This is a genomic window from Ligilactobacillus salivarius (genome assembly GCF_035231985.1).
GTDB lineage: Bacteria > Bacillota > Bacilli > Lactobacillales > Lactobacillaceae > Ligilactobacillus > Ligilactobacillus salivarius.
The window spans coordinates 1,207,164-1,231,358 of record NZ_CP117983.1 but is presented as its reverse complement, the minus strand read 5'-3'; the positions used below and the strand labels follow the sequence as shown (position 1 = coordinate 1,231,358).

Annotated in this window: 20 protein-coding genes; 19 read left to right on the top strand and 1 reads right to left on the bottom strand. The window is 32.7% G+C overall.

What is annotated here, in order from left to right; translation table 11 throughout:
* The first annotated feature begins 22 nt into the window (after positions 1-22).
* From PTA89_RS06080 to whiA, 18 genes are all read left to right on the top strand, one after another.
* Positions 23-1,201 carry a CynX/NimT family MFS transporter gene (locus PTA89_RS06080; RefSeq protein ID WP_081540894.1) on the top strand — a complete coding sequence of 393 codons (1,179 nt, stop codon included), beginning with the start codon at positions 23-25 and terminating at the stop codon, positions 1,199-1,201.
* A 123-nt stretch (positions 1,202-1,324) separates the two neighbouring features.
* Positions 1,325-3,688, top strand: coding sequence for a preprotein translocase subunit SecA (secA, locus tag PTA89_RS06075; protein ID WP_201897569.1), 2,364 nt, complete (start codon positions 1,325-1,327; stop codon positions 3,686-3,688).
* 74 nt (positions 3,689-3,762) lie between these two features.
* Positions 3,763-4,894, top strand: a protein-coding gene (prfB, locus tag PTA89_RS06070; RefSeq protein WP_099450942.1) for a peptide chain release factor 2 whose coding sequence is annotated in 2 segments (ribosomal slippage) — positions 3,763-3,846 and positions 3,848-4,894 — 1,131 coding nt in all. Because the reading frame shifts where the segments join, the coding sequence is not laid out codon by codon here.
* A gap of 157 nt (positions 4,895-5,051) precedes the next feature.
* Positions 5,052-6,179, top strand: coding sequence for a PDZ domain-containing protein (locus PTA89_RS06065; RefSeq protein ID WP_324177065.1), 1,128 nt, complete (start codon positions 5,052-5,054; stop codon positions 6,177-6,179).
* 15 nt (positions 6,180-6,194) lie between these two features.
* A complete protein-coding gene (locus PTA89_RS06060; protein WP_081534827.1) occupies positions 6,195-6,896 on the top strand; it encodes a response regulator transcription factor in 702 nt (233 codons plus the stop codon).
* The gene (locus PTA89_RS06055) at positions 6,896-8,281 is read left to right on the top strand and encodes a sensor histidine kinase (protein WP_004564348.1); all 1,386 of its coding nucleotides are present in this window, start codon (positions 6,896-6,898) and stop codon (positions 8,279-8,281) included. The genes PTA89_RS06060 and PTA89_RS06055 overlap by 1 nt, the downstream gene beginning before the upstream one ends.
* A 12-nt stretch (positions 8,282-8,293) precedes the next feature.
* On the top strand, positions 8,294-8,632 hold the full coding sequence (locus tag PTA89_RS06050) for a PspC domain-containing protein (RefSeq protein ID WP_201897570.1): 339 nt from the start codon (positions 8,294-8,296) through the stop codon (positions 8,630-8,632).
* Between the two features lie 3 nt (positions 8,633-8,635).
* Complete coding sequence (locus PTA89_RS06045; RefSeq protein ID WP_003700632.1) at positions 8,636-8,989, top strand: phage holin family protein; 354 nt, start codon at positions 8,636-8,638, stop codon at positions 8,987-8,989.
* Between the two features lie 69 nt (positions 8,990-9,058).
* Positions 9,059-9,994: an HPr(Ser) kinase/phosphatase gene (gene hprK, locus PTA89_RS06040; protein ID WP_034990390.1), complete on the top strand. Its 936-nt coding sequence runs from the start codon at positions 9,059-9,061 to the stop codon at positions 9,992-9,994.
* A 14-nt stretch (positions 9,995-10,008) separates the two neighbouring features.
* Positions 10,009-10,818, top strand: a complete 810-nt coding sequence (gene lgt / locus PTA89_RS06035) for a prolipoprotein diacylglyceryl transferase (RefSeq protein ID WP_003700630.1) — start codon at positions 10,009-10,011, stop codon at positions 10,816-10,818.
* A 69-nt stretch (positions 10,819-10,887) separates the two neighbouring features.
* Positions 10,888-12,615 (top strand): phospho-sugar mutase, encoded by a 1,728-nt coding sequence (locus PTA89_RS06030; protein WP_201897571.1) that lies wholly within the window; start codon positions 10,888-10,890, stop codon positions 12,613-12,615.
* A 147-nt stretch (positions 12,616-12,762) separates the two neighbouring features.
* Positions 12,763-14,763, top strand: coding sequence for an excinuclease ABC subunit UvrB (uvrB, locus tag PTA89_RS06025; RefSeq protein ID WP_049165113.1), 2,001 nt, complete (start codon positions 12,763-12,765; stop codon positions 14,761-14,763).
* An 18-nt stretch (positions 14,764-14,781) separates the two neighbouring features.
* Positions 14,782-17,616 (top strand): excinuclease ABC subunit UvrA, encoded by a 2,835-nt coding sequence (gene uvrA, locus PTA89_RS06020; RefSeq protein ID WP_081538128.1) that lies wholly within the window; start codon positions 14,782-14,784, stop codon positions 17,614-17,616.
* A 74-nt stretch (positions 17,617-17,690) separates the two neighbouring features.
* Positions 17,691-18,161, top strand: a complete 471-nt coding sequence (locus PTA89_RS06015) for an S-ribosylhomocysteine lyase (protein ID WP_003700626.1) — start codon at positions 17,691-17,693, stop codon at positions 18,159-18,161.
* 23 nt (positions 18,162-18,184) lie between these two features.
* Positions 18,185-18,826, top strand: coding sequence for an NAD(P)H-binding protein (locus PTA89_RS06010; RefSeq protein WP_324177064.1), 642 nt, complete (start codon positions 18,185-18,187; stop codon positions 18,824-18,826).
* A 183-nt stretch (positions 18,827-19,009) separates the two neighbouring features.
* Positions 19,010-19,891 (top strand): RNase adapter RapZ, encoded by an 882-nt coding sequence (gene rapZ, locus PTA89_RS06005; RefSeq protein WP_324177462.1) that lies wholly within the window; start codon positions 19,010-19,012, stop codon positions 19,889-19,891.
* Positions 19,888-20,901 carry a gluconeogenesis factor YvcK family protein gene (locus PTA89_RS06000; protein ID WP_003710476.1) on the top strand — a complete coding sequence of 338 codons (1,014 nt, stop codon included), beginning with the start codon at positions 19,888-19,890 and terminating at the stop codon, positions 20,899-20,901. Before rapZ ends, PTA89_RS06000 begins: the two co-directional genes overlap by 4 nt.
* Positions 20,902-20,923: 22 nt before the next feature.
* Positions 20,924-21,871: a DNA-binding protein WhiA gene (whiA, locus tag PTA89_RS05995; RefSeq protein ID WP_003700622.1), complete on the top strand. Its 948-nt coding sequence runs from the start codon at positions 20,924-20,926 to the stop codon at positions 21,869-21,871.
* Positions 21,872-21,921: 50 nt separating this feature from the next.
* Here whiA and clpP read toward each other — a convergent pair whose 3' ends face one another.
* Complete coding sequence (gene clpP / locus PTA89_RS05990; protein WP_003700621.1) at positions 21,922-22,515, bottom strand: ATP-dependent Clp endopeptidase proteolytic subunit ClpP; 594 nt, start codon at positions 22,513-22,515, stop codon at positions 21,922-21,924.
* A gap of 601 nt (positions 22,516-23,116) precedes the next feature.
* Between clpP and PTA89_RS05985 the strand changes: the two genes are divergently transcribed.
* On the top strand, positions 23,117-24,145 hold the full coding sequence (locus PTA89_RS05985; RefSeq protein ID WP_003706553.1) for a sugar-binding transcriptional regulator: 1,029 nt from the start codon (positions 23,117-23,119) through the stop codon (positions 24,143-24,145).
* Positions 24,146-24,195: the final 50 nt, after the last annotated feature.

Sequence of the window (24,195 nt, the reverse complement as noted above, 5' to 3'; positions counted from 1 at the left end):
TATTTTGTGAGGATGAATATAAATGTCGAAAGTAAGAAATAATTTTGCTTGGGAAATAGTGTTAATTGCATGCAACTTAAGATTAGCAATTATAATTCTTACACCTTTAATAGATAAAATAGGAGAAACATTCAAGCTATCTACAGTTCAATTAGGGATACTTACTACGATACCATTATTATGTTTTGGTTTTATATCGATATTAATTTCTTTGTTAATTAAAAAAATTGGAACTAGAAGAACAATAATAATTGGTTTATTTTTGTTAATGCTAGCCAATTTTTTCAGAATATATACCGAAAGTTTGATTTTTGTAGGTACATTATTTGTAGGTGTAGCAATAACTATTTTAAATGTAACTTTACCGGCTTTGGTTGTAGATTATGCTGAAGAAAAATCAGCATTTTTAAATGGATTATATATAGCTACTAGCAATTTAATTTCTGCTTTAGCAGGAGGTGTGATAGTTCCACTGTCAAATCTAGTAGGTTGGGAAAATGCAATTCAAGTATTTTCATTGCCTGCATTAATTGCTGGAGTTGGAGCAATTTTGTTACCTAAAAAAGAAATTGAATTAGATAATAAAGTAGAAATTCTTGAAAAAGAAAAGGTATGGCAAAGGCATGCTATCTGGTTGTTAGCAATTTTTATGGGATTGCAGTCCTTAGTTTTTTACACGTTGGTAGCATGGTTACCAAGTGTTTTAGTAAATCATGGAATCTCTCCTGTAACAGCGGGATGGATGTTTGCAGCATTTCAAATGATAGGATTCCCATTTTCATATGTAGTTCCTAAATTAGCAAGTAGATTAAAGAGTGCACGATTGACAATGCTATTATTATTAGTGGGATATATTTTAGGTGTGGGAATGCTAATTGTTGTCAAAGATAATTTATGGTTGTTATTGCTAGCTTGTTTAATAAATGGAATAACAACAGGAACAAGTTTTGCATTATCTTTATATCTAATTACTGTTTTTTCAAGTAGTAAGGAAGAAGTTGGGCAAGTTAGTGGTTTTGTCCAATCTATAGGTTACTTACTGGCAAGTTCTGGCCCGGTTATTTTTGGAATTCTTAAAGATACTTTTAATAATTGGAATACGACTTTATTGTGTTTATTATTAGTAGCAGCATTTACTGCCACAATTGGGTTAATTATGATAGGAATGGGAAGACAACATTTTTTACGATTAAATAAGTAATTTGAAATTAAGGAATTTATTAAGTGTGATTATTTAATTTCAAAGTGATTAATGGTAAAATTAAAGTTAGTTTACAAATTTGGAAATAGTTTAATTTTATTGAGGATTGGAAGGAATTGACATATGGCAAATCTTCTTAAACGTTGGGTGGAAAGTGATAAACGAGAACTTAAACGCCTAGGAAAAATTGCTGATAAGGTAGAATCATATGCTGATGAATTCGGTACTTTATCAGATGATGAATTAAAAGCAAAAACAGAAGAATTTAAAAAAAGATATCAAGATGGAGAAAGCTTAGATGATTTATTACCTGAAGCTTTTGCTGTCTGCCGAGAAGGTGCAAAAAGGGTACTAGGCTTGTATCCATACCATGTTCAAATAATTGGTGGTATCGTTTTGCACGAAGGTAATATTGCAGAAATGAAAACAGGTGAAGGTAAAACTTTGACTGCTACAATGCCAGTATATTTGAATGCTATTTCTGGTAAAGGTGTTCACGTTGTTACTGTTAACGAATATTTATCTGAACGTGATGCCACAGAAATGGGAGAGTTATACACATGGTTAGGGTTAACTGTTGGGTTGAACTTAGCTGATAAATCACCAGAAGAAAAGCGTAATGCTTATAATTGTGATATTACTTATTCAACTAATAGTGAACTTGGTTTTGATTATTTGCGTGATAACATGGTTGTTTACAAGGAAGATATGGTTCAACGTCCATTGAATTTTGTTATCGTAGACGAAGTTGACTCTATTTTAATTGATGAAGCTAGAACACCATTGATTATTTCTGGTCAAGCAACGGGAACGACAACTCTTTATACTAGAACTGATCGTTTTGCTAAGACTTTGACAGAAGATGAAGATTTCAAGATTGATTTGGAATCAAAGACAGTTTCATTGACAGAAGATGGTATCCGTAAAGGTGAAAAATATTTTGGATTAAAGAACTTATATGACCCAGATAATATGGCACTAAACCATCATTTGGATAATGCTCTACGTGCTAATTACATCATGTTAAGAGATAAAGATTACGTTGTACGTGATGGTGAAGTTCTAATTGTTGATCAATTTACTGGACGTATTATGGATGGACGTCGTTATTCTGACGGATTACACCAAGCTATTGAAGCAAAAGAACATGTTGAAATTGAAGAAGAAACAAAGACAATGGCTAATATTACTTATCAGAACTTCTTCAGAATGTATAATAAACTTTCTGGAATGACAGGTACAGCTAAGACAGAACGTGAAGAATTCCGTGAAATTTATAATATGGAAGTTGTATCTATTCCTACAAACAAACCAATTGCTCGTGTAGACAAGCCTGATTTGTTATATCCTACACTAAAGAGTAAATTTAATGCAGTAGTAAGAGATGTAAAAGCACGTCATGAAAAAGGACAACCTGTTTTAGTAGGTACAGTTGCAGTTGAAACTTCTGAATTATTGTCTAAGATGTTAGACGATGAAGGCATACCACATTCTGTTTTAAATGCTAAAAATCATGCTCGTGAAGCTGAAATTGTAATGAATGCTGGTCAACGTGGTGCGGTAACAATTGCTACTAACATGGCTGGTCGTGGTACTGATATCAAACTTGGACCTGGTGTTCGTGAATTAGGTGGATTAGCTGTTATCGGTACTGAACGTCATGAATCACGAAGAATTGATAATCAGTTACGTGGACGTTCAGGTCGTCAAGGAGATCCGGGTGTTACTCAGTTCTATCTATCATTAGAAGACGATTTAATGTTGCGTTTTGGATCGGAACGCATTAAGAACTTCTTGGAAAGAATGAAAGTTAGTGATGACGATGCAGTTATTCAATCCAAGATGATAAGTCGTCAAGTAGAATCAGCACAAAAACGTGTTGAAGGCAATAACTATGATACTCGTAAGCAAGTTCTTCAATATGATGATGTTATGAGAGCTCAACGTGAAGTTATTTATGCTCAAAGACAACAAGTAATCATGGAAGAAAAGAGTTTGAAACCAATAATTATGCCTATGATTGAAAGAACTGTAAAGCATACAGTTTTGATGCATACTCAAGGTGATAAGAGTGAATGGAATTTGCAAGGTATTTTAGATTTTGCTGTTTCTGCAATGGTTAATGAAGATACTATTAGTTTAGGTGATTTGGTGAATAAAACACCGGATGAAATTGTTGACTATTTAATGAAACGTGCAGAAGATATCTATGCTGAAAAAGAAAAGCAATTGTATGATGAAAGCCAAATGTTAGAATTTGAAAAAGTTGTAATTCTAAGAGTTGTTGACTCATTGTGGACAGATCATATTGATGAAATGGATCAATTAAGACAATCTATTGGTTTGCGTGGATATGGACAATTAAATCCATTGGTAGAGTATCAACAAGATGGTTTCAGAATGTTTGAACAAATGGTAGGTGCAATCGAATATGATGTTACTCGTTTGTTCTTGAAAGCTGAAATTAGACAAGACATAAAGCGATAATAAACAGTAAAGACTGGAAAGAAGTTCTTCTTTCTAGCCTTTATAGTATACAGACTAAATTATTGATAGGAGCGATGATTTTGAACTTAGAATTAAGTGAATATAAGAAAAATATTGCTGAAATGAGTAATAAAGTTAGTGAATTTAGGAGGTCTCTTTGACTTAGATGCTTTAGAAGAAAAGATTGCAGAAAATGAAGCAAGGATGGCAGAGCCAGGATTTTGGGACGATCAAGAAAAAGCACAAGAGGTTATTGCTGAAAATAATGATTTAAAGGCAAAATTTGAGACATTTCATGAACTAGCGGAATCTATTTCAGATTTAGGAGTATCGTTAGAGTTATTACAAGAAATTCCAGATGATGAGGAATTACAAGCAGATTTAGAAGAAAATTATCAACATGCTGAAAAATTGTTACAATCATATCAATTAAATATGTTGTTAAGTGAAAAGTATGATAAGAATAATGCTATTTTAGAAATTCATCCTGGAGCAGGTGGTACAGAATCTCAAGATTGGGGATCAATGTTACTAAGAATGTATACACGCTGGGCTAGTCAACACGATTTTAAAGTTGAAACTGTAGATTATCAACCAGGCGATGATGCCGGCATAAAAAGTGTAACGCTTATGATAGAAGGAAAAAATGCTTATGGTTATCTACGAAGCGAACGAGGAGTTCATAGACTAGTACGTATTTCACCATTTGATTCTGCCGGAAGACGTCATACCTCATTTGCATCTGTTAATGTTATGCCAGAACTTGATGATTCTGTTGAAGTTGAGTTAAGACCTGAAGATATAAAAATGGAAGTCTTTCGTGCTAGTGGAGCAGGTGGACAGCATATTAATAAAACTTCTTCAGCTGTTAGACTTATTCATATACCAACGGGAATAGTTGTTTCAAGTCAGGCACAACGTTCTCAATTTCAAAATAGAGCAACTGCAGAAAATATGTTACGTGCTAAGTTATATCAATTGGAGATGGAAGAAAAAGAAAAGCAACGTGCTGCTATTCAAGGGGAACAATTAGATATTGGTTGGGGTTCCCAGATTAGATCATATGTCTTTCATCCATACTCAATGGTCAAAGATCATCGCACTGATTATGAAACTGGAAATATTCAAGCAGTCATGGATGGAGATTTAGATCCATTTATTAATGCTTATTTACAATGGAAGCTGCAACAAGCTAATCCACAATAATTGTTATATAATAAAACTATAGAGGGTTGAAGCACCAATAAATCAGTAATTAGTAATGACTGATTATAGGTGCTTTTTTATTATGTGATATTTTTGTCAATGAATTACAAAATTTGATATACTTAAATTAAACTATGTTTTGAGGAGGGACGTTAACTTGTTAATTTTAAAACTTATAGGTAGTTACTTATTGACACCTGTTTTATGGTTAGGAATATTGTACGTAATTATTAGTTATAATCAGAGAATTAATAAAGAAAGAAAACAATTTAGAGTTGCGATAAATAAGGATTTTTATGAGGGGCGAAATTTCATAAAATATGGTCTGTTATTTTTTGTGATAGGAAGTTTAATTTCCATGATATTAGGACTAACCTTGCCTACAAATAGTGTATACATATATCAAATTTTAGTAGTACTGGCGTTTTTAATAAACGGATTTTCAACAACAAGCATGTTATTGGTTATGACTGCAGCAGGTATATTAGAGTTAGTTGTCCCAAGATTCATTACATTTTTTGGAGATGTATTTCCAGAAATATCAGGGCCTAGTTGGTTATTGTTAATATTTATTTCAATATTAGCCGATTATTATCTAACGAGAAATATGAAGAAGCATCCATTAAGTCCAAGGATAAAAAGTGGAAAACGTGGTAGAAACATTGCTACATATTTAGGAAGAGAAACGGTTGTGTTTCCACTGTTGGCATTAATCCCTAGTGGTACTCTCTCTAGCACTTTGAATTTTTGGCCAGTTTTTAATATTGGTAATCAAAAATTTTCGTTAATTCTATTTCCAATTTTTATAAGTACTAGCGTTAAAGTCATAAAAAGAGCTAAGGAACGAGTAATACAAGATAAATTAAAGAATATTGAATTACTTTTAGGTTTAACTTTTGTTTTAATAGTATTAACTAAATTTATGTCAAAACTATTTTTGATCAGTTTGATAATTTTGACAGTAGTATCGATATTTTTTGAAATTAAACTTAGAAAGAAAGAGAAAGATGCCAATTCTTGGTATGTGGAAACAGATGAAGGTATTAGAATCATTTCAGTTCAGCCAGAGACACCTGCAGCAAAAATGAAGTTGCAGCCGGGAGATGTTATTTTGACATGCAATAATAGAGTAGTAAATTCTGAGGAAGAATTTTATCAAGCATTACAACTAAACTCTGCATATTGCCATGTTAAAGTGAGAACTTATGAGGGAGATTTACGAATTGCGGAAAGTGCCATTTTCATGGATTCTCCTCATGAAATCGGCTTAATTTTATTCCACTAGTTAGAAGGTGAAAATATGGCAAAAGTATTGGTTGTAGATGATGAACAAGCAATAACAACATTGTTGAAATATAATTTAGAAAAGGCAGGCTATGAAGTTAAAACCGTTAATAATGGAAATGATGCATTAGATGAAGGATTAACTGGCAAATACGACTTTATAATCTTAGATCTAATGTTGCCAGGAATTGATGGAATTGAAGTTACTAAGAGAATAAGACAAGAAAAGATAACAACATATATTCTTATTCTTACTGCTAAGGATGATGAGTATGATAAGATCATTGGACTGGAATTAGGTGCTGATGACTATTTGACTAAACCCTTTTCACCACGTGAAATTGTTGCTAGGTTAAAAGCAGTCAAAAGAAGAGTGGAACATTATTCTGATAATTCAGAGAAGGATTCCAAAAATAAGTATTACTTTGGAGACTATATGGTAAATCTTGATAGTTATGAATTGAGAGATAAAAATAATAATTTAATTAAGTTAACGCCTAAAGAATTCGAATTGCTTGTATATTTTTTAAGAAAAAAAGGTAGGGTTTTAGGACGCGAAGAATTGTTGAACAATGTTTGGGGATTTGACTATATCGGTCAAACAAGAATGGTAGATATGCATGTCAGTCATTTACGGGAAAAAATAGAGAAGAATCCTAAGAAACCTATTTTTTTAAAAACCGTTAGAGGCTTCGGCTATCGCTTTGAGGACGAATAATGAGTAAAATTAGACTTGTTTTATTAAATATTGTTTTAGTTCTAATATCAATGCTAGGTGCAGTATTGATAATGGTTGATTTTAAAAAATCGGTTCTATCAGAGTTTTTGGAAAGAGAATCGTGGATACAAATTATAATTGCTGTTGTAGTACTTGTAGTATTAGATACAGGAATTGATTTGTGGAATAGTAGAAAACAAAGAAAAGAGATAGAGAGATTAAATAAGAAAATTATAGAAGATATCAAATTAACTGATAATGTGATAGATAAGAAGAATCCTTATTATGAGTTATCTCAATCTATAGGTTATGTTCAAGATAAACAAAATAAGCTTTCTAAAAAATATGATAAAAGAAAAAGAGAATATTTGAGTTTATTAGAATATATCGATATTGGGATATTAGTTATTGATTATAAAGATAGATTAACAATGTCTAATGAATTAGGAAAAGATTTTTTTGATTTTGACAATGAATGGAAAAATCAAGATTATCAAAATTATATTTACAATCTTGATGTGAGAAAATTAATTGAGCAAGTTAAGTTAACCAAGGAAGATAAGAAAAAGCAGATTGTATTAAAAATTGATACAGTTCAAAAAATTGTTGAGACAAGTGCTATTTATATTCCAATAGATTCTAAGCGCTACTTAATAATGCTAATGTTACGAGATTTAACAGCTCAAAAAGAAATGGAAAAAAAGCAATTAGATTTTGTGGGAAATCTTAGTCATGAAATAAAAACGCCTATTACTGCAATAACAGGATTTAGTGAGACACTATTAGATGGTGCTCTAGATGATAAAGAAGTTAGTAAACAATTTATTGAAATTATTCATGATGAAAGTACCAAACTCTCGAACTTAGTTGATGATATGATAACTATTTCTAGATTAAACGAGCATGGAAGTTTGAATATTGAGTTGGTGAATATCTTTAAGTTGGTTAAAGATACATTACAATTATTTAGTCATGAAATTGAGAAAAAAAGATTGAATATTAGGATAGAAATAGATGAAGAATTAAGTTTATATTGTGATAAATTGAAATTAAAGCATATTATCACTAATTTAATTCAAAATGCAATTCGATATAATTTAGAAAATGGGGAAATAAAAATTAAGGTCCAAAATGATAAAAAAAATGAGTGGGTCTTTGTTATCAGTGATACAGGTATTGGTATATCGGATGAAGATAAAGAAAGGATCTTTGAGAGATTTTATCGTGTAGATAAATCACATAGTAAAACAGTTGGTGGAACAGGATTAGGTTTAGCTGTTGTAAAGGAATCAGTTGATGCTTTATCTGGAAGGATAAAAGTTAAAAGTCAAATTAATAAGGGAACAACATTTTATGTGATTTTACCGAGATTTAAGGCAAGGTAGGGATAGCAATATATGAAAAAATTATACAGATCAAATAGAAATCGTATAGTTGGTGGAGTTTGTGGTGGTATTGGTGAATATTTAGGAATAGATGCTAAGTATGTCAGAATAACTTTTGTAGCTTTGACGATTATTACTAGTATTTTTAGACCACTGTCTATGGTCGTACCCGGAATTTATATTATTATGATGTTAGCAATTCCAGTAAAAAAAGTTAATAGAGATGATCTTGACTCAACTTTTGATCCATTCTCATATTTTGAGAAAACAGATGATGTTAAAGAAGAAAAAGGTAGAAAAACATTAACAAATGTTACTGAAAAGGACATCAAAGATGATAGAAAGGATTAAACAATGTATTTAGGTTTTTGGAAGAGAGTTTTGATAAATGGCATATTTTTTATAGCGATTGCTGGTTTATATAGCTCAGGGCTACATGTGGCCAATGTTTGGGTAGCATTCATGGCTGCTTTTGTTTTAGGATTGTTAAATACGTTTGTAAAACCATTTTTAATAATTTTATCTTTACCGATAACTTTGTGGACAATGGGGCTATTTTATTTTGTAATCAATGCTTTATTACTAGAATTGACCTCAGTTGTAATGAAAGGTGCATTTTATTTTACAAGTTTTGGTTCAGCACTAATTGTTGCGATTATCATGAGTATTGTAAACTTAATTGTGACAAATTATTTTATGAATAGATAAAGTAGTGAAACCGGTTTATAAAAATGATAGAATATAGATAGAAGTTATTTACTTCTGAATGGAGGGAAGATAATGAATAGTGTTTCAGTAGCTAACTTGGTAGAAGCTATTAACTTAACCGTTTATTCTGGAGAAGAATATTTAGAAGAAAAGCAGATTACTACAAGTGATATCTATCGTCCTGGTTTAGAACTTACAGGATATTTTGAATATTATCCAGAAGAACGTATCCAGTTATTTGGAATGACAGAAGTCTCATACGCTCATCAATTGACTAAAAAAGATTTGCAGGATGTTGCGGAAAAATTATGTGCTCCAAAGACACCTTGTTTAGTAATTGCTAGGGATCTAAAGGTACCAGCAGAACTAGAAAAATCAGCGAAAGCCAATAATATTCCGATTTTATTATCTAGCTTACCAACAACAAGATTATCATCAAAAATGACGGATTATCTTGAAGGAAAGTTAGCTGAGCGAAGAGCAATGCATGGAGTACTAGTAGATATCTATGGCTTAGGTGTCCTAATTACTGGAGATTCAGGTGTAGGTAAATCAGAAACTGCACTTGAATTAATAAAACGTGGGCACCGTTTAATAGCTGATGATAGAGTCGAAGTGTGGCAACAAGACGAACAAACTGTTGTTGGTGAAGCACCACAAATTTTGCGTCATTTATTAGAAATTAGAGGAATTGGAATCATTGATGTCATGAATTTATTCGGTGCTGGTGCTGTTAGACAAGACACAGATATATCATTGATTGTTCATCTTGAAAATTGGAGTAAAGATAAACAATTTGATCGTTTAGGTTCAGGAGAACAAAGTCAACAAATTTTTGATGTATCAGTTCCTAAAATTACTATTCCAGTAAAAATTGGACGAAATTTAGCTATTATTATTGAAGCCGCAGCGATGAATTTCCGTGCAAAAACAATGGGATATGATGCAACTAAAGCATTTGAGAGAAATCTTAACAATTTAATTAAAGAGAATTCAGAAAATTAGAGGTGTAAAGATTAATGAATTTTTTAGGAGTAATTAATCCGGTTGCCTTACAATTAGGTCCATTTCAAATTAGATGGTATGGAATAATTATTGCTAGTGCAGTTATTCTGGCAGTATATTTATCTGTTTTAGAGGGAAGGAAACAAAATATCTTAGATGATGATATCTATGATTTATTGTTGTATTCTCTGCCAGTAGCAATTATCTGTGCCCGAATTTACTATGTAGTTTTTGAATGGTCATATTATTCTCATCATTTAAGTGAGACTTATCGTATTTGGGACGGTGGAATTGCTATTTATGGTGCACTAATAGGTGCAGTTATAGTTATCTTGATCTTTTGTCGTCGTCGCAATATTCCAACTTGGACTTTACTTGATGTGATTGCCCCGACAGTTATATTGGCACAAGGCATAGGACGTTGGGGAAATTTCATGAATCAAGAAGCTCATGGTGTTGCAACGACATTAGGTTTTTTAAAATCGTTACATCTACCTAAGTTTATAATTAACCAGATGTATATAGATGGAACATATTATCAACCTACGTTTCTTTATGAGTCTCTATGGGATATTAGTGGATTCGTTGTTTTAATTATTTTGAGAAGACAGAAGAAATTATTAAAAAGCGGAGAAGTTGTTCTGTCTTACATAATTTGGTATTCATTTGGTCGTTTCTTTATTGAAGGAATGAGAACTGATAGCTTAATGTTGGGGAGTTTAAGAGTATCACAATGGTTATCTTTAATTCTATTTATTAGTGCCATCGCAGCAATCTTTTACAGAAGATATAATGATCCGTTGTTGAAATGGTATACAGAATAATAATTAGTTTAAAAAAATTTGCTATTCTATAGTATAATATAGATATATGTTAATGGAAGGGTGATTTTCATGAGTTGGCAAGATACTTACCAAGACTGGAAAGAAAATAAAGAATTAGTTGAAGATTTACGTGCAGATTTAGTACGTATGGAAGGAAATCAAGATGAACTTGAAGATGCATTCTATGCACCATTAGAATTTGGTACAGCTGGTATGCGTGGGGTTTTAGGTGCAGGAATTAATCGTATGAACATTTATACTGTTCGTCAAGCTACTGAAGGTTTAGCTCTTTTCATGGAAACTCTTGATGAAGAAACAAGAAAACGTGGTGTAGCTATTAGTTACGATTCACGTCACCATTCACAAGATTTTGCTTTTGAATCTGCTAGAGTATTAGGACAACATGGTATTCCAACATTTGTTTTTGAAAGTTTACGTCCAACACCTGAATTATCATTCACAGTACGTCACTTACATACTTATGCAGGGATTATGATTACTGCAAGTCATAATCCAAAGCAATACAACGGATATAAGATTTATGGTGAAGATGGGGCACAAATGCCTCCTAAAGAATCAGATTTGATTACTAAATATATTCGTAAAGTAGATGATCTATTTGCAATTAAAGTTGCAGATCAAGAAGAACTAATAGAAGATGGTGTTCTTAAGGTAATTGGTGACGAAGTTGATAAAGCATACTTAGATGAAGTAAAACAAGTTACTATTAACCAAGAACTAGTTGCTGAAGAAGGTAAGACAATGAAACTTATCTTTACACCACTTCATGGTACAGGAGCTATGTTAGGTGAAAAGGCTTTGCGTCAAGCAGGTTTTGAAAACTTTACAATGGTTCCAGAACAAGCTAAGCCAGATCCTGATTTCTCAACAGTTAAGAAGCCAAATCCAGAAGATACAGCAGCCTTTGATTTAGCTATTAAATTAGGTAAAGAAGAAGGTGCAGATTTATTAGTTGCTGTTGACCCTGATGCTGACCGTTTGGGAGCAGCTGTGCGTCAACCAGATGGTGAATATCAATTATTAACAGGTAACCAAATTGCAGCAATTATGTTAAACTACATTTTAACTGCTAGAAAGAATGCAGGTACTTTACCAGCTAATGCAGCAGCAGTTAAATCAATTGTATCAAGTGAATTTGCTACAAAGATTGCTGAAAGTTTTAACGTAGACATGATCAATGTTTTAACTGGATTCAAATTTATTGCTGAACAAATTAAGCATTTTGAAGATACGAATGAACATACATTTATGTTTGGATTTGAAGAGAGTTATGGATACTTGGTTCGTCCATTTGTTCGTGATAAAGATGCTGTACAATCACTTGTAATGTTAGCAGAAGTGGCTGCTTTCTATAAGAAACAAGGTAAGAATCTATACGATGGTCTTCAAGAATTATTTGAAAAGCATGGTTACTTTGTTGAAAAGACAACATCATTAACTTTTGATGGGGTTGAAGGTGCTAATAAGATTAAAGACTTAATGGCTAAATTTAGAGCTGAAGCACCAAAACAATTTGGTGATTATAAAGTTGTTGCAATGGAAGATTTTGATAAATCTGAAAAGAGTTATGCTGACGGAAAAGTCGAAGCAATGACTCTACCTAAGTCTAATGTATTGAAATTCTTATTGGAAGACGGTACATGGATTGCTATTCGTCCTTCTGGTACAGAACCAAAGATCAAATTCTACATTGGTACTTTAGGCGATACCTTAGAAGCAGTAACAAAGAAACGTGCAGTCTTTGAAGAAGAAATTAATAATTTTGTAAATGAATAATAAATAGAAATTAGTTTAGAGAAACGTCTTATTACTGATAAAAATTAGTAGTAAGACGTTTTTATTAATTCTAAACTAAGTAGTAGTAGAATTCTTGTTCGGTGTGGTACAATATATATGCAATTTTTATGATTGGGAGGGTTCGATGTGATTGAGCGTCAAGCAGATAGAAATTTTGAATTAGTTTCTAAGTATAGCCCAACTGGAGACCAGCCGGAAGCAATACAAGAATTAACAGAAGGAATTAAAAAAGGTGAAAAAGCTCAAATTTTAATGGGAGCGACAGGTACTGGTAAAACTTTTACAATTTCTAATGTAATAAAGAATGTTAATAAACCAACTTTAGTTTTAGCACATAATAAGACGTTGGCAGGACAATTATATGGGGAATTTAAAGAATTCTTTCCTAATAATGCAGTGGAATATTTTGTTAGTTATTATGACTATTATCAACCAGAAGCTTATGTTCCTTCTAGCGATACTTATATTGAAAAAGATTCAAGTATTAATGATGAAATAGATAAACTTCGTCATTCTGCTACAAGTTCATTATTAGAAAGAAATGATGTAATTGTTGTGGCTTCTGTTTCATCAATCTTTGGGTTAGGTGATCCCCATGAATATAGAGAACACACAATTTCATTAAGAGTTGGACAAGAAATTGAGCGTAATAAATTATTAAATGATTTAATTGATATTCAATTTGAACGAAATGACATCGACTTTCAACGTGGACGTTTCAGAGTTCGTGGAGATGTTGTTGAAATCTTTCCAGCTTCAAGAGATGAGTCAGCATTACGAGTAGAATTTTTTGGCGATGAAATTGATAGAATTAGAGAAATTGACCCATTGACTGGAGAAACTATCGCTGATAGAGAACACATCGCTATTTTCCCTGCTACTCACTTTATGACAAATGAAGAAAGATTAGGAACAGCGATTGAGGGAATTCAACAAGAATTAGAAGAAAGAACGGCTGAATTAAAAAGTGAAGGAAAACTTTTAGAAGCTCAGCGATTACAGCAAAGAACCACATATGATATTGAAATGCTAAAGGAAATGGGATATTGTTCCGGAATTGAAAATTATTCAAGACATATGGATGGTAGAAAGCCAGGAGAAGCACCTTATACTTTATTAGATTTCTTTCCAGATGATTTCTTGATTGTAGTAGATGAATCACATGTAACGATGCCCCAAGTTAGAGGTATGTATAATGGGGATAGAGCTAGAAAGCAAATGCTGGTGGATTATGGATTTAGGTTACCTAGTGCTTTAGATAATCGTCCATTAACTAGAGAAGAATTTGAAAAACATGTAAATCAAATAATTTACATGTCAGCGACACCAGGGCCTTATGAACAAGAAAAAACATCACATGTTGTACAACAGATTATTCGACCAACTGGATTATTGGATCCAGAAATTGAAGTTCGTCCTATTATGGGACAAATGGATGACTTAGTTGGAGAAATCAATAAACGGGTTGAACTTAATGAAAGAGTATTTGTTACAACGTTAACTAAAAAAATGGCTGAAGATTTAACTGATTATTTCAAAGAAATGGGAATAAAAGTTAAATACTTACACTCTGATATAAAAACATTAGAAAGAACTGAGATTGTTCGAGACTTAAGAATGGGAAAATTCGATGTTTTAGTAGGTATTAATCTTTTGAGAGAAGGAATAGATGTACCTGAAGTTTCATTGGTAGCAATTTTAGATGCTGATAAAGAAGGCTTTTTACGAAATGAACGCTCTTTAATTCAGACGATTGGACGTGCTGCTCGTAATGCAAGTGGTCATGTAATTATGTATGCTGACGATGTAACACCTTCTATGGAGGCAGCCATCAAGGAAACTAAGAGACGTCGTAGTATCCAAGAACAATATAATAAAGATCATAATATTATTCCTAAAACAATTATTAAACCAATTAGAGCAGCTATTTCTATAAGTTCAAAAGTTAATAAATCAGATACAAATATTAGTGATACAGTAGATTTTGCTGATATGAGTAAGAAGGAACAATTAGAAATGATTTCTAATCTAGAAGAACAAATGCGTGAGGCTGCTAAGAAGTTAGATTTTGAAGAAGCTGCAACATTAAGAGATACTGTAATGGAATTGAAAGCACAGATTAGTTAAGGAAGAAGGGTATATAATTTGGCTCAAAATAAAATAAAAATTCGCGGAGCAAGGGCACATAATTTAAAAAATATAGATGTCGATATACCTAAAGATAAGTTGGTAGTAGTTACTGGTTTATCTGGTTCAGGTAAAAGTTCATTAGCATTTGATACTTTATATGCTGAAGGACAACGAAGATATGTAGAGAGTCTCTCAGCATATGCACGTCAATTCTTGGGACAAATGGATAAACCGGATGTTGATTCGATTGATGGATTATCTCCAGCAATTTCAATTGATCAAAAGACAACTTCCAAAAACCCAAGATCGACAGTAGGAACAGTTACTGAAATCAATGATTTTTTACGATTATTATGGGCAAGAGTCGGAACGCCTATTTGTCCTAATGATGGTCATGAAATAACAAGTCAATCTCCAGAACAAATGGTAGATAAGATATTAGAATTGCCAGAAAGAACTAAATTACAAATTCTAGCTCCAATTGTAAGAGGAAAAAAAGGGCAGCATAAGAAAATTATTGAAAAAGTAAAAAAAGATGGATTTGTACGCATTATTGTTGATGGTGAAATCCATGATGTTGAAGAAGAAATAGAGTTAGATAAAAATAAAAAGCATGATATAAGTGTTGTAGTAGATCGAATTGTATTGAAAGATGGTATTCGATCAAGATTGTTTGATTCACTAGAAGCCGCTTTAAGATTAACTAACGGCAATGTTGCAGTTGATGTAATTGGTGATAAGATGTTGCAATTTTCTGAGAATTTCTCATGTCCATATTGTGGTTTTACCATTGGAGAATTAGAACCACGTATATTTTCTTTTAACGCACCATTTGGAGCATGTCCTGATTGTGATGGTATAGGTGTGAAATTAGAAGTAGATAAAGATTTGGTAATACCAGACGATACAAAAACTTTAAATGAAGGTGCACTTGCACCATGGAATCCTATCAGTTCTAAGTACTACCCAACGATGTTGCAACAAGCATGTGAGGCATTTGGTATTGATATGGATACTCCATTTAAAGATTTACCAGACAAAGATAAAAAAATTATATTGTATGGAGCTGGAGATAGAGAATTTCATTTTAAATTTAAAAGTGACTTCGGTGGTTTGAAGGATATTGATACAACATTTGAAGGTGTTATTCCAAATGTTGAAAGACGTTATAGAGAAACAAATAGTGATTTTACAAGAGATGTTATGCGTCAATACATGACTAGTTTAACTTGTCAAACATGTCATGGATATCGTTTAAATGAACAAGCATTATCTGTAAAAATAGCAGGTAAACATATTGGTGAAGTGTCAGATTTTCCTATTAATGAAAGCTTGAATTTCTTTGAAAATCTAACATTTAGTGAACAAAATCAAGAGATTGCCAGACCAATTCTAAAAGAAATTGATGATAGGTTAACATTTTTAAAGAATGTAGGTTTAGATTACTTAACACTTAGTCGTTCGGCACGTACACTATCAGGTGGAGAAGCCCAAAGAATTCGTTTAGCTACACAAATTGGATCAAATTTATCGGGCGTAATGTATGTTTTAGATGAACCATCAATTGGTCTCCATCAAAGAGATAATGATAGATTGATTGCTTCACTGAAAAAAATGCGTGATTTAGGTAATACACTAATTGTTGTAGAACACGATGAAGATACTATGAGAGCAGCAGATTATTTAATTGATATTGGTCCAGGCGCTGGCGAGAATGGTGGACAAGTTATAGCTGCTGGAACTCCAAAACAGGTTGAAAAAAAGCGTAATTCTTTAACTGGACAATATTTGTCAGGTAAGAAGTATATTGCAATCCCAAATGAACGACGAAAAGGAAATGGAAAGAAGATAGTAGTTAAGGGTGCTTCGGAGAATAATTTGAAAAATATAGATGTTAGTTTCCCACTAGGTGAATTTATAGCTGTTACCGGTGTATCTGGTTCTGGGAAATCAACATTGGTAAACATGATTTTAAAGCGTGCCTTGGCTCAAAAACTTAATCATAATTCTGAAAAACCAGGTAAATATCAAAAAATTGAAGGTGTCGAAAATATCGAAAAAATTATTGATATAGATCAAACACCAATTGGACGTACTCCTAGAAGTAATCCGGCTACATATACCGGTGTATTCGATGATATTAGAGGACTATTTGCTCAAACTAATCAGGCTAAATTGAGAGGATATGGCAAAGGAAGATTTAGCTTTAATATTAAGGGTGGAAGATGCGAGGCATGTAAAGGCGATGGAATTATAAAGATTGAAATGAACTTTTTACCAGATGTTTATGTTCCTTGTGAAGTTTGTCATGGTACACGCTATAATTCTGAAACTTTAGAGGTAGAGTATAAAGATAAAAATATTGCTGATATTTTAAATATGACTGTATCTGAAGCTTTAACATTTTTTGAACCAATTCCTAAAATTAAACGGAAACTACAAACGATTGTAGATGTTGGTTTAGGTTATGTGAAATTAGGACAACCAGCAACAACTTTATCTGGTGGTGAAGCACAAAGAATGAAATTAGCTTCAGAACTTCATAAAAAGTCTAATGGAAAAACTTTTTATATTTTGGATGAACCTACAACAGGGCTACATTCAGAAGATATTAAGAGACTATTAGAAGTTCTGCAAAGATTAGTTGATAAGGGAAATACTGTTCTTGTAATTGAACATAATTTAGATGTTATAAAGACTGCAGATTATTTAATTGATCTAGGCCCTGAAGGTGGAGATGGTGGCGGTCAAATAGTAGCTACCGGAACACCAGAAGAAGTCATAAAAGTTAATGATAGCTATACTGGTAAGTATTTAAAAGAAGTGCTAGTACCTGATCATTATGCATAGTTATAATTTGCAATTTTAAATAAAAATGATAGAGTAGAAATTGAAATTAATATTTTTATATAGGAAGTGTTAAGATGGCTAAGGTAGAAAGTTTTACATTAGATCATACAGCTGTTAAGGCTCCATATGTACGTTTAATTACTGTTGAAACAGGTGCAAAAGGAGATAAGATTTCAAATTTTGACTTAAGATTTGTTCAACCAAATGAAAATGCAATTCCAACAGCTGGATTGCATACAATTGAACATATGTTGGCAGGATATTTGCGTGACCATATGGATGGAGTTATTGATTGCTCACCTTTTGGATGTCGTACAGGTTTCCATTTAATTATGTGGGGTGAACATGATACTACTGAAGTTGCAACAGCTTTAAAGGCATCTTTAAACGATATTATTAATGCTAGTTGGGAAGACGTTCAAGGAACAGATATTAAGAGTTGTGGTAATTATAGAGACCATTCTCTATTTTCTGCTCAAGAATGGTGTAAGAAGATTTTGGCTGATGGCATTTCAACTGATCCATTTGAAAGAAAAGTTATTTAATTTTTTTGTTAGGAGGATGTTTCGTGGCTAAGATATTTGTAGTTGGTGGCTCTGGTAGAGTGGCATCAGAACTAATTAAGAATTTAATTAATGATGGTAATCAAGTATTTGTAAGTTCACGTCATCCTGAGAAAATTATTAAGTTAGATAATGTTGTTCCAGTTAAGTTGGATTTGCATAGTGATGTTAGTGCTTGGTCTGAAGTTTTTAAAGGTATGGATGTTATTTACTTTGTAGCTGGATCTAGAGGTAAAGATTTGCTACAAACGGATGCAATGGGAGCTGTCAAAACGATGCAAGCAGCTGAGAACGTTGGTGTTAAAAGATATATAATGTTGAGTTCTTTGTATGCTTTACAGCCTGAAAAATGGTCACAATATGAATCATTGGCAGCGTTGACTGATTATAATATTGCAAAATTCTTTGCAGATAATTATTTAGTTAATGATACCAAATTGGACTATACAGTTGTTCAGCCAGCATCACTAACTGAAGAAACAGGTACTGGAAGAGTATCTTTTAATGAAATAATAAGTAATACTAATCCAATTCCAGATGTTGCTAAAGTATTGGCAGAGGTAATCAAACATAACAATACGATTGGCAAAGTTATTATGATGTGTAGTGGGGATAACCCAATTGAAACAGCATTAAAAGACATTTAGAGTGTCGGATTTGACCCGTATATCTAAAGGCAAGATGACTTTAGATTGCGGGTCATTTCTTGTGAAAAGGAAAGAATTATAATTAAAATACATGTAGGAATATTTTTATTTTTTTAAAGACACGCCCGGATATGATATAATGGTAAAATGATTAAAAAGGATAAGAAAGTTGAGGCGATGTTCATGAGTGCATTGCAATTAGTAATAGTTACCGGAATGAGTGGTGCTGGGAAAACAGTAGCTGTACAGAGTTTTGAAGATTTAGGTTATTTTTGTGTGGATAATATGCCTCCTAAATTATTGCCTAAATTTTATGAATTGGTTAAGGAATCTGGGAAAATAACGAAAATAGCATTAGTAGTAGATTTAAGATCTCGTGCTTTCTATGATGAAATTGTAGAGATGGTGAGAGAATTAGATGAAAATGAATTCAATTCTTCTAAAATATTATTTTTAGATGCTTCAGATGAAGAACTAGTTGCTAGATATAAAGAAACTAGAAGATCTCATCCGTTAGCTATGGAGGGAAGAATTTTAGACGGAATTCATTTAGAAAGAGAACTATTGGCACCAATTAAGTCAAATGCTCAAATCATTATTAATACTTCTAAGTTATCTCCACGTCAACTAAGAGAAGAGATATTTAAGAATTTTGAAGCTAGAGATACCAAAACTTTTCATATCGAAGTTATGTCATTTGGTTTTAAATATGGACTACCTATAGATGCAGATATTGTTATGGATGTACGTTTCTTACCTAATCCTTACTATGTACCGGAATTGCGAAATAAAACTGGTAAGGATGACGCTGTATACGAATATGTGATGAAATCTGAGAAAACAGAAGAATTTTATCAAAAATTTGTATCTCTTCTAAAATACGTAATTCCAGGTTATATTGCAGAAGGGAAATCTAATGTAACAATTGCAATTGGATGTACAGGGGGGCAACATCGCTCAGTGGCATTATCTGAAAGAATAGGTAATGAATTATCTAAAGAGTATCCTGTTCATATGTCACATCGTGATATGAATAAACGAAAGGAGACGGTGAATCGCTCATGAAACAACAAACAAGAAATACACCTAAAATTGTTGTCATAGGTGGAGGTACTGGCCTTCCTGTTATTTTAAATGGTTTACGTAAGAGAGATGCTGATATTACTGCTGTTGTTACAGTTGCTGATGATGGAGGATCTTCCGGAATTATCAGAGATTATATTAACGTAGTTCCGCCTGGAGATATTAGAAATGTATTAGTTGCTTTATCTGATCTGCCAGATGTATATAAAGATATATTTCAGTACAGATTTAATTCTAAAGACCAGTTCTTTTCAGGGCATGCAATTGGAAATCTTATAATAGCTGCACTATCTGAAATGGAAAATAGAGGAATTTTTAATGCAGTGCAAGAGTTATCTGAATTAATGAAAGTAGATGGACACGTCTATCCGGCTGCTAATACTCCGTTAGTATTGAATGCAGAATTTACTGATGGTAGTGAAATCTCTGGTGAAGCAGAAATTTCAGCGGCTGGAAAAACCATAAAAAAAGTATGGGTTACAACAAATGGTGAAGGTAAACCAGAGGCGATGCCAGAAGTAATTGATGCCATTATGAATGCTGATCAGATTGTATTAGGGCCAGGAAGTCTATTTACTAGTATCTTGCCTAATTTAATGATTGAAAATGTGGGTCGTGCAGTTTGTGAAACTAAGGCTGAGGTTATATATATTTGTAACATCATGACTCAAAAGGGTGAAACTGAACATTTTTCAGATGCAGATCATGTTAAAGTTTTGAATAGTCATTTGGGTAAAAACTTTATTGACACAGTGTTGGTAAATACTGAAAATGTGCCTAGCGATTATTTAGACAGACAAAAATACGACGAATACTTATATCAAGTAAAACATGATTTTTCAGGTTTACGTGAACAAGGAACAAGAGTTATTTCAGATAACTTCTTATTAATGCGTGATAGAGGAATTTTCCATAATGGAGATCAGGTTGTAGATGAACTGATGAGACTTACTGGAAGACCCAAGTCATGGAACGACGATGAATTTAATTAGAGTATAGAATAGAGGTGGAGGAATGTCATACGCTAGTGATGTAAAAAAAGAACTTACAATGCTTGAGGTTCATTTTGGTAATGCTAAGGCTGAATTGATGGCACTAATAAGGATGAATGGCTCATTGAGTATTGTTAATAAGCAATTTGTTTTAAGTGTTCAAACAGAAAATCCAGCTATTGCTAGGCGTATCTACCGATTATTAAAGCAGTTTTACGATATAGAGAGTGAATTGATCGTTCGTCGAAAGATGAAATTGAAGAAGAATAATTTTTATATTGTACGTTTAAAAACTGGAACAAATGAAATTTTAAAGGATTTAGATATATTAGATAATTTTCAGATTAAAGAAACTGTTCCTTTAGAATTTTTGGATGACGATGCCAAGGTAAGATCATATTTACGTGGGGCATTTTTAGCAACTGGTTCTGTTAATAATCCTGAAACAAGTAGATATCATTTAGAAATTTACTCACTATATGAAGATCATAATGATACAATATGTGAAATGATGAATAGATATGGATTAAATGCAAGGAAAACAGAGAGAAGAAGTGGTTATATTACTTATCTAAAAGAAGCTGAGAAAATAGCAGACTTTTTATCTTTGATAGGTGCAACTAATGCCATGCTGAAATTTGAAGATATTAGAATTGTTAGGGATATGAGAAATTCAGTTAATCGTATTGTGAATTGTGAAACTGCTAATCTTAATAAAATCGCAGATGCTTCTAAAAAGCAAATTGATAATATTAAGTTGATTGATGCTAAGGTGGGAATTGATAAATTACCACAGAAATTACAAGAAGTAGCAATAGCGAGATTGGGGCATCCAGAAGAAAGCTTAAAGAATTTGGGTGAACTTATACCTGGAGGACCAATTTCTAAATCTGGTATAAATCATAGGTTGAGAAAATTAAATGAAATTGCCGAAAAAATACGCGCTGGTGAAAGTATTGCGGTACTATAAAAAAAGTTCCTAGATTTCATGGTCTAGGAACTTTTTTTATAATGTATTAATTATTTAATTTTCTTCTTATTCTTCATAATACCATCAATCAAACCATAATCTACAGCTTGTTGAGCAGTCATGAAATTGTCACGTTCAGTATCTTTATTGATAGTTTCAATATCTTGACCAGAACCGTCAGCTAAGATTTGATTAATTAACTTGCGAGTCTTAAGAATGTGTTCAGCAGCAATTTGAATTTCAGTTGATTGTCCTTGAGCACCACCTAATGGTTGATGAATCATAATTTCAGAATTAGGTAGAGCAAAACGTTTACCTTTGGTACCAGCTGTTGCAAGGACAGAAGCCATAGATGCAGCCATACCCATAACGATAGTTTGAACATCAGCATTAACGAAATTCATTGTATCGTAGATTGCTAAACCAGCAGAAACAGAACCACCAGGAGAATTAATGTACATATAAATATCTTTTTCAGAATCTTGAGCATCTAAAAATAGAAGTTGGGCGATGATAGCATTAGCCATGTCATCATTGACTTCACCAGATACCATAATAATTCTATCTTTTAATAAACGTGAATAAATATCATAAGCGCGTTCACCTTGTGAAGATTGTTCAATAACTGTAGGCACTAAATTCATAAGAGAAACCTCCTAAATAAAATTTATATTCTTGAATAATTTTAGCATTCAAGCTCTTATATTGCTAGTTTAGTACAAAGGTCAATGATGGTCAAATTTAAAGCCTTAATTAAATGAAAATAATTTTATTGCTTTTAAAGTTTATATGAAGTAAAATCAATAACGTTATTTAATTTGTGCTGTTAGTGTAATGGATATCACACAAGATTCCGGTTCTTGTAATCTCGGTTCGACTCCGAGACGGCATATAATTAATTTTTAAGCTGGTTCAGGGTTGAGCTGGCTTTTTATTTTATTATAAATAATGTTCGGATTTTATCATTACAAAATGAAATTTAGAAATAAAAATTCTGAATATTTTGATATTATTTATAGAAAAGTTAATTTAATTAAGATTTAAAGAATTTATAAAGAAACGCTCAAATTAGAGAGTTTAAAGGCTTGCAAAATTTAAAGAATATTGATATACTACAAATGTAGTTGAGGTATAAGAACAGTTTAATGGTTAATTAATTGTTGTTGTACTTTTTCTTTTTAACTTAACTGGGTCGCTCGATGACACTGTTGGACGTCAAGAGTCCCGCAAGAAAGAGGACATAAAATGCGCGAGGAAGTAGAGTTGATTGAGTCAATCGTTCCAGATTTAATTGATGTTCTGAGGAAAAGATTCATTATCTTAAGAAATATTGATTGGTCTGAACCAGTTGGCAGAAGAGTATTAGCACAAACCTTGGGCATGAGTGAACGAGTTTTGCGGACTGAAACAGATTATTTGAGGAAGCAAGAATTAATTGCTTCAACAAAGTCTGGTATGATTTTGACTGCTAAAGGTAAAAGAACAATACAAGGCCTTTCCAAGTTGATGGACTCTTTATTAGGGTTACAACAAATGGAGAAAGAATTATCTCGATACCTAGGTATAAGAAACTGTTTAATTGTTTCGGGAGATAGTGATAGACAGCCTTTGATTATTGAGGACATGGGCAAGTTAGTAAATGATATCCTAGGTAAGGAATTGCCTAAGGGTAAAAATGTCATTGCTGCAATGGGTGGTACTACGATGGCCAAAGTTGCTACCTGTTTGACTTCCGAAATTGCAGTAGATAGAGATTTGACTTTCGTGCCTGCCCGTGGTGGTATAGGCGAAAGGTTAGATATTCAGGCGAATAATGTATGTGGCTTGATGGCTGAAAAAACTGGTGGTAATCACAGGACATTATATGTGCCTGAACAGGTTAGCGAAGATACTTATCGTCCGCTTCTTAATGAACCCGTAGTACAAGAAGTTGTGAATTTAATTAGACAGAGTAATGCTGCTGTTCATAGTATAGGTGAAGCAATTAGTATGGCAGAGAGACGTTCGATGCCTAAAAATGTGGTAGCAATGCTAAAAGAGCGTAAGGCTGTGTCTGAGACTTTTGGTTATTTCTTTGACGATAAGGGGAAAGTTGTTTACAAGATTCCTAGAATTGGATTGCAACTTGAAGATCTCGCGAATATGGATTGTATAATCGCTGTTGCTGGTGGTAGTTCTAAGGCACGAGCAATAGCAGCATACATGAAGAACGCTCCTGAGAAAACATACTTGATTACTGACGAAGGAGCTGCTAAGATGATTTTAAAAGGGTAGTAATTCTATTACCTTTTAAAATAAAATAAAATTTTCATTTCCTAAAGGAG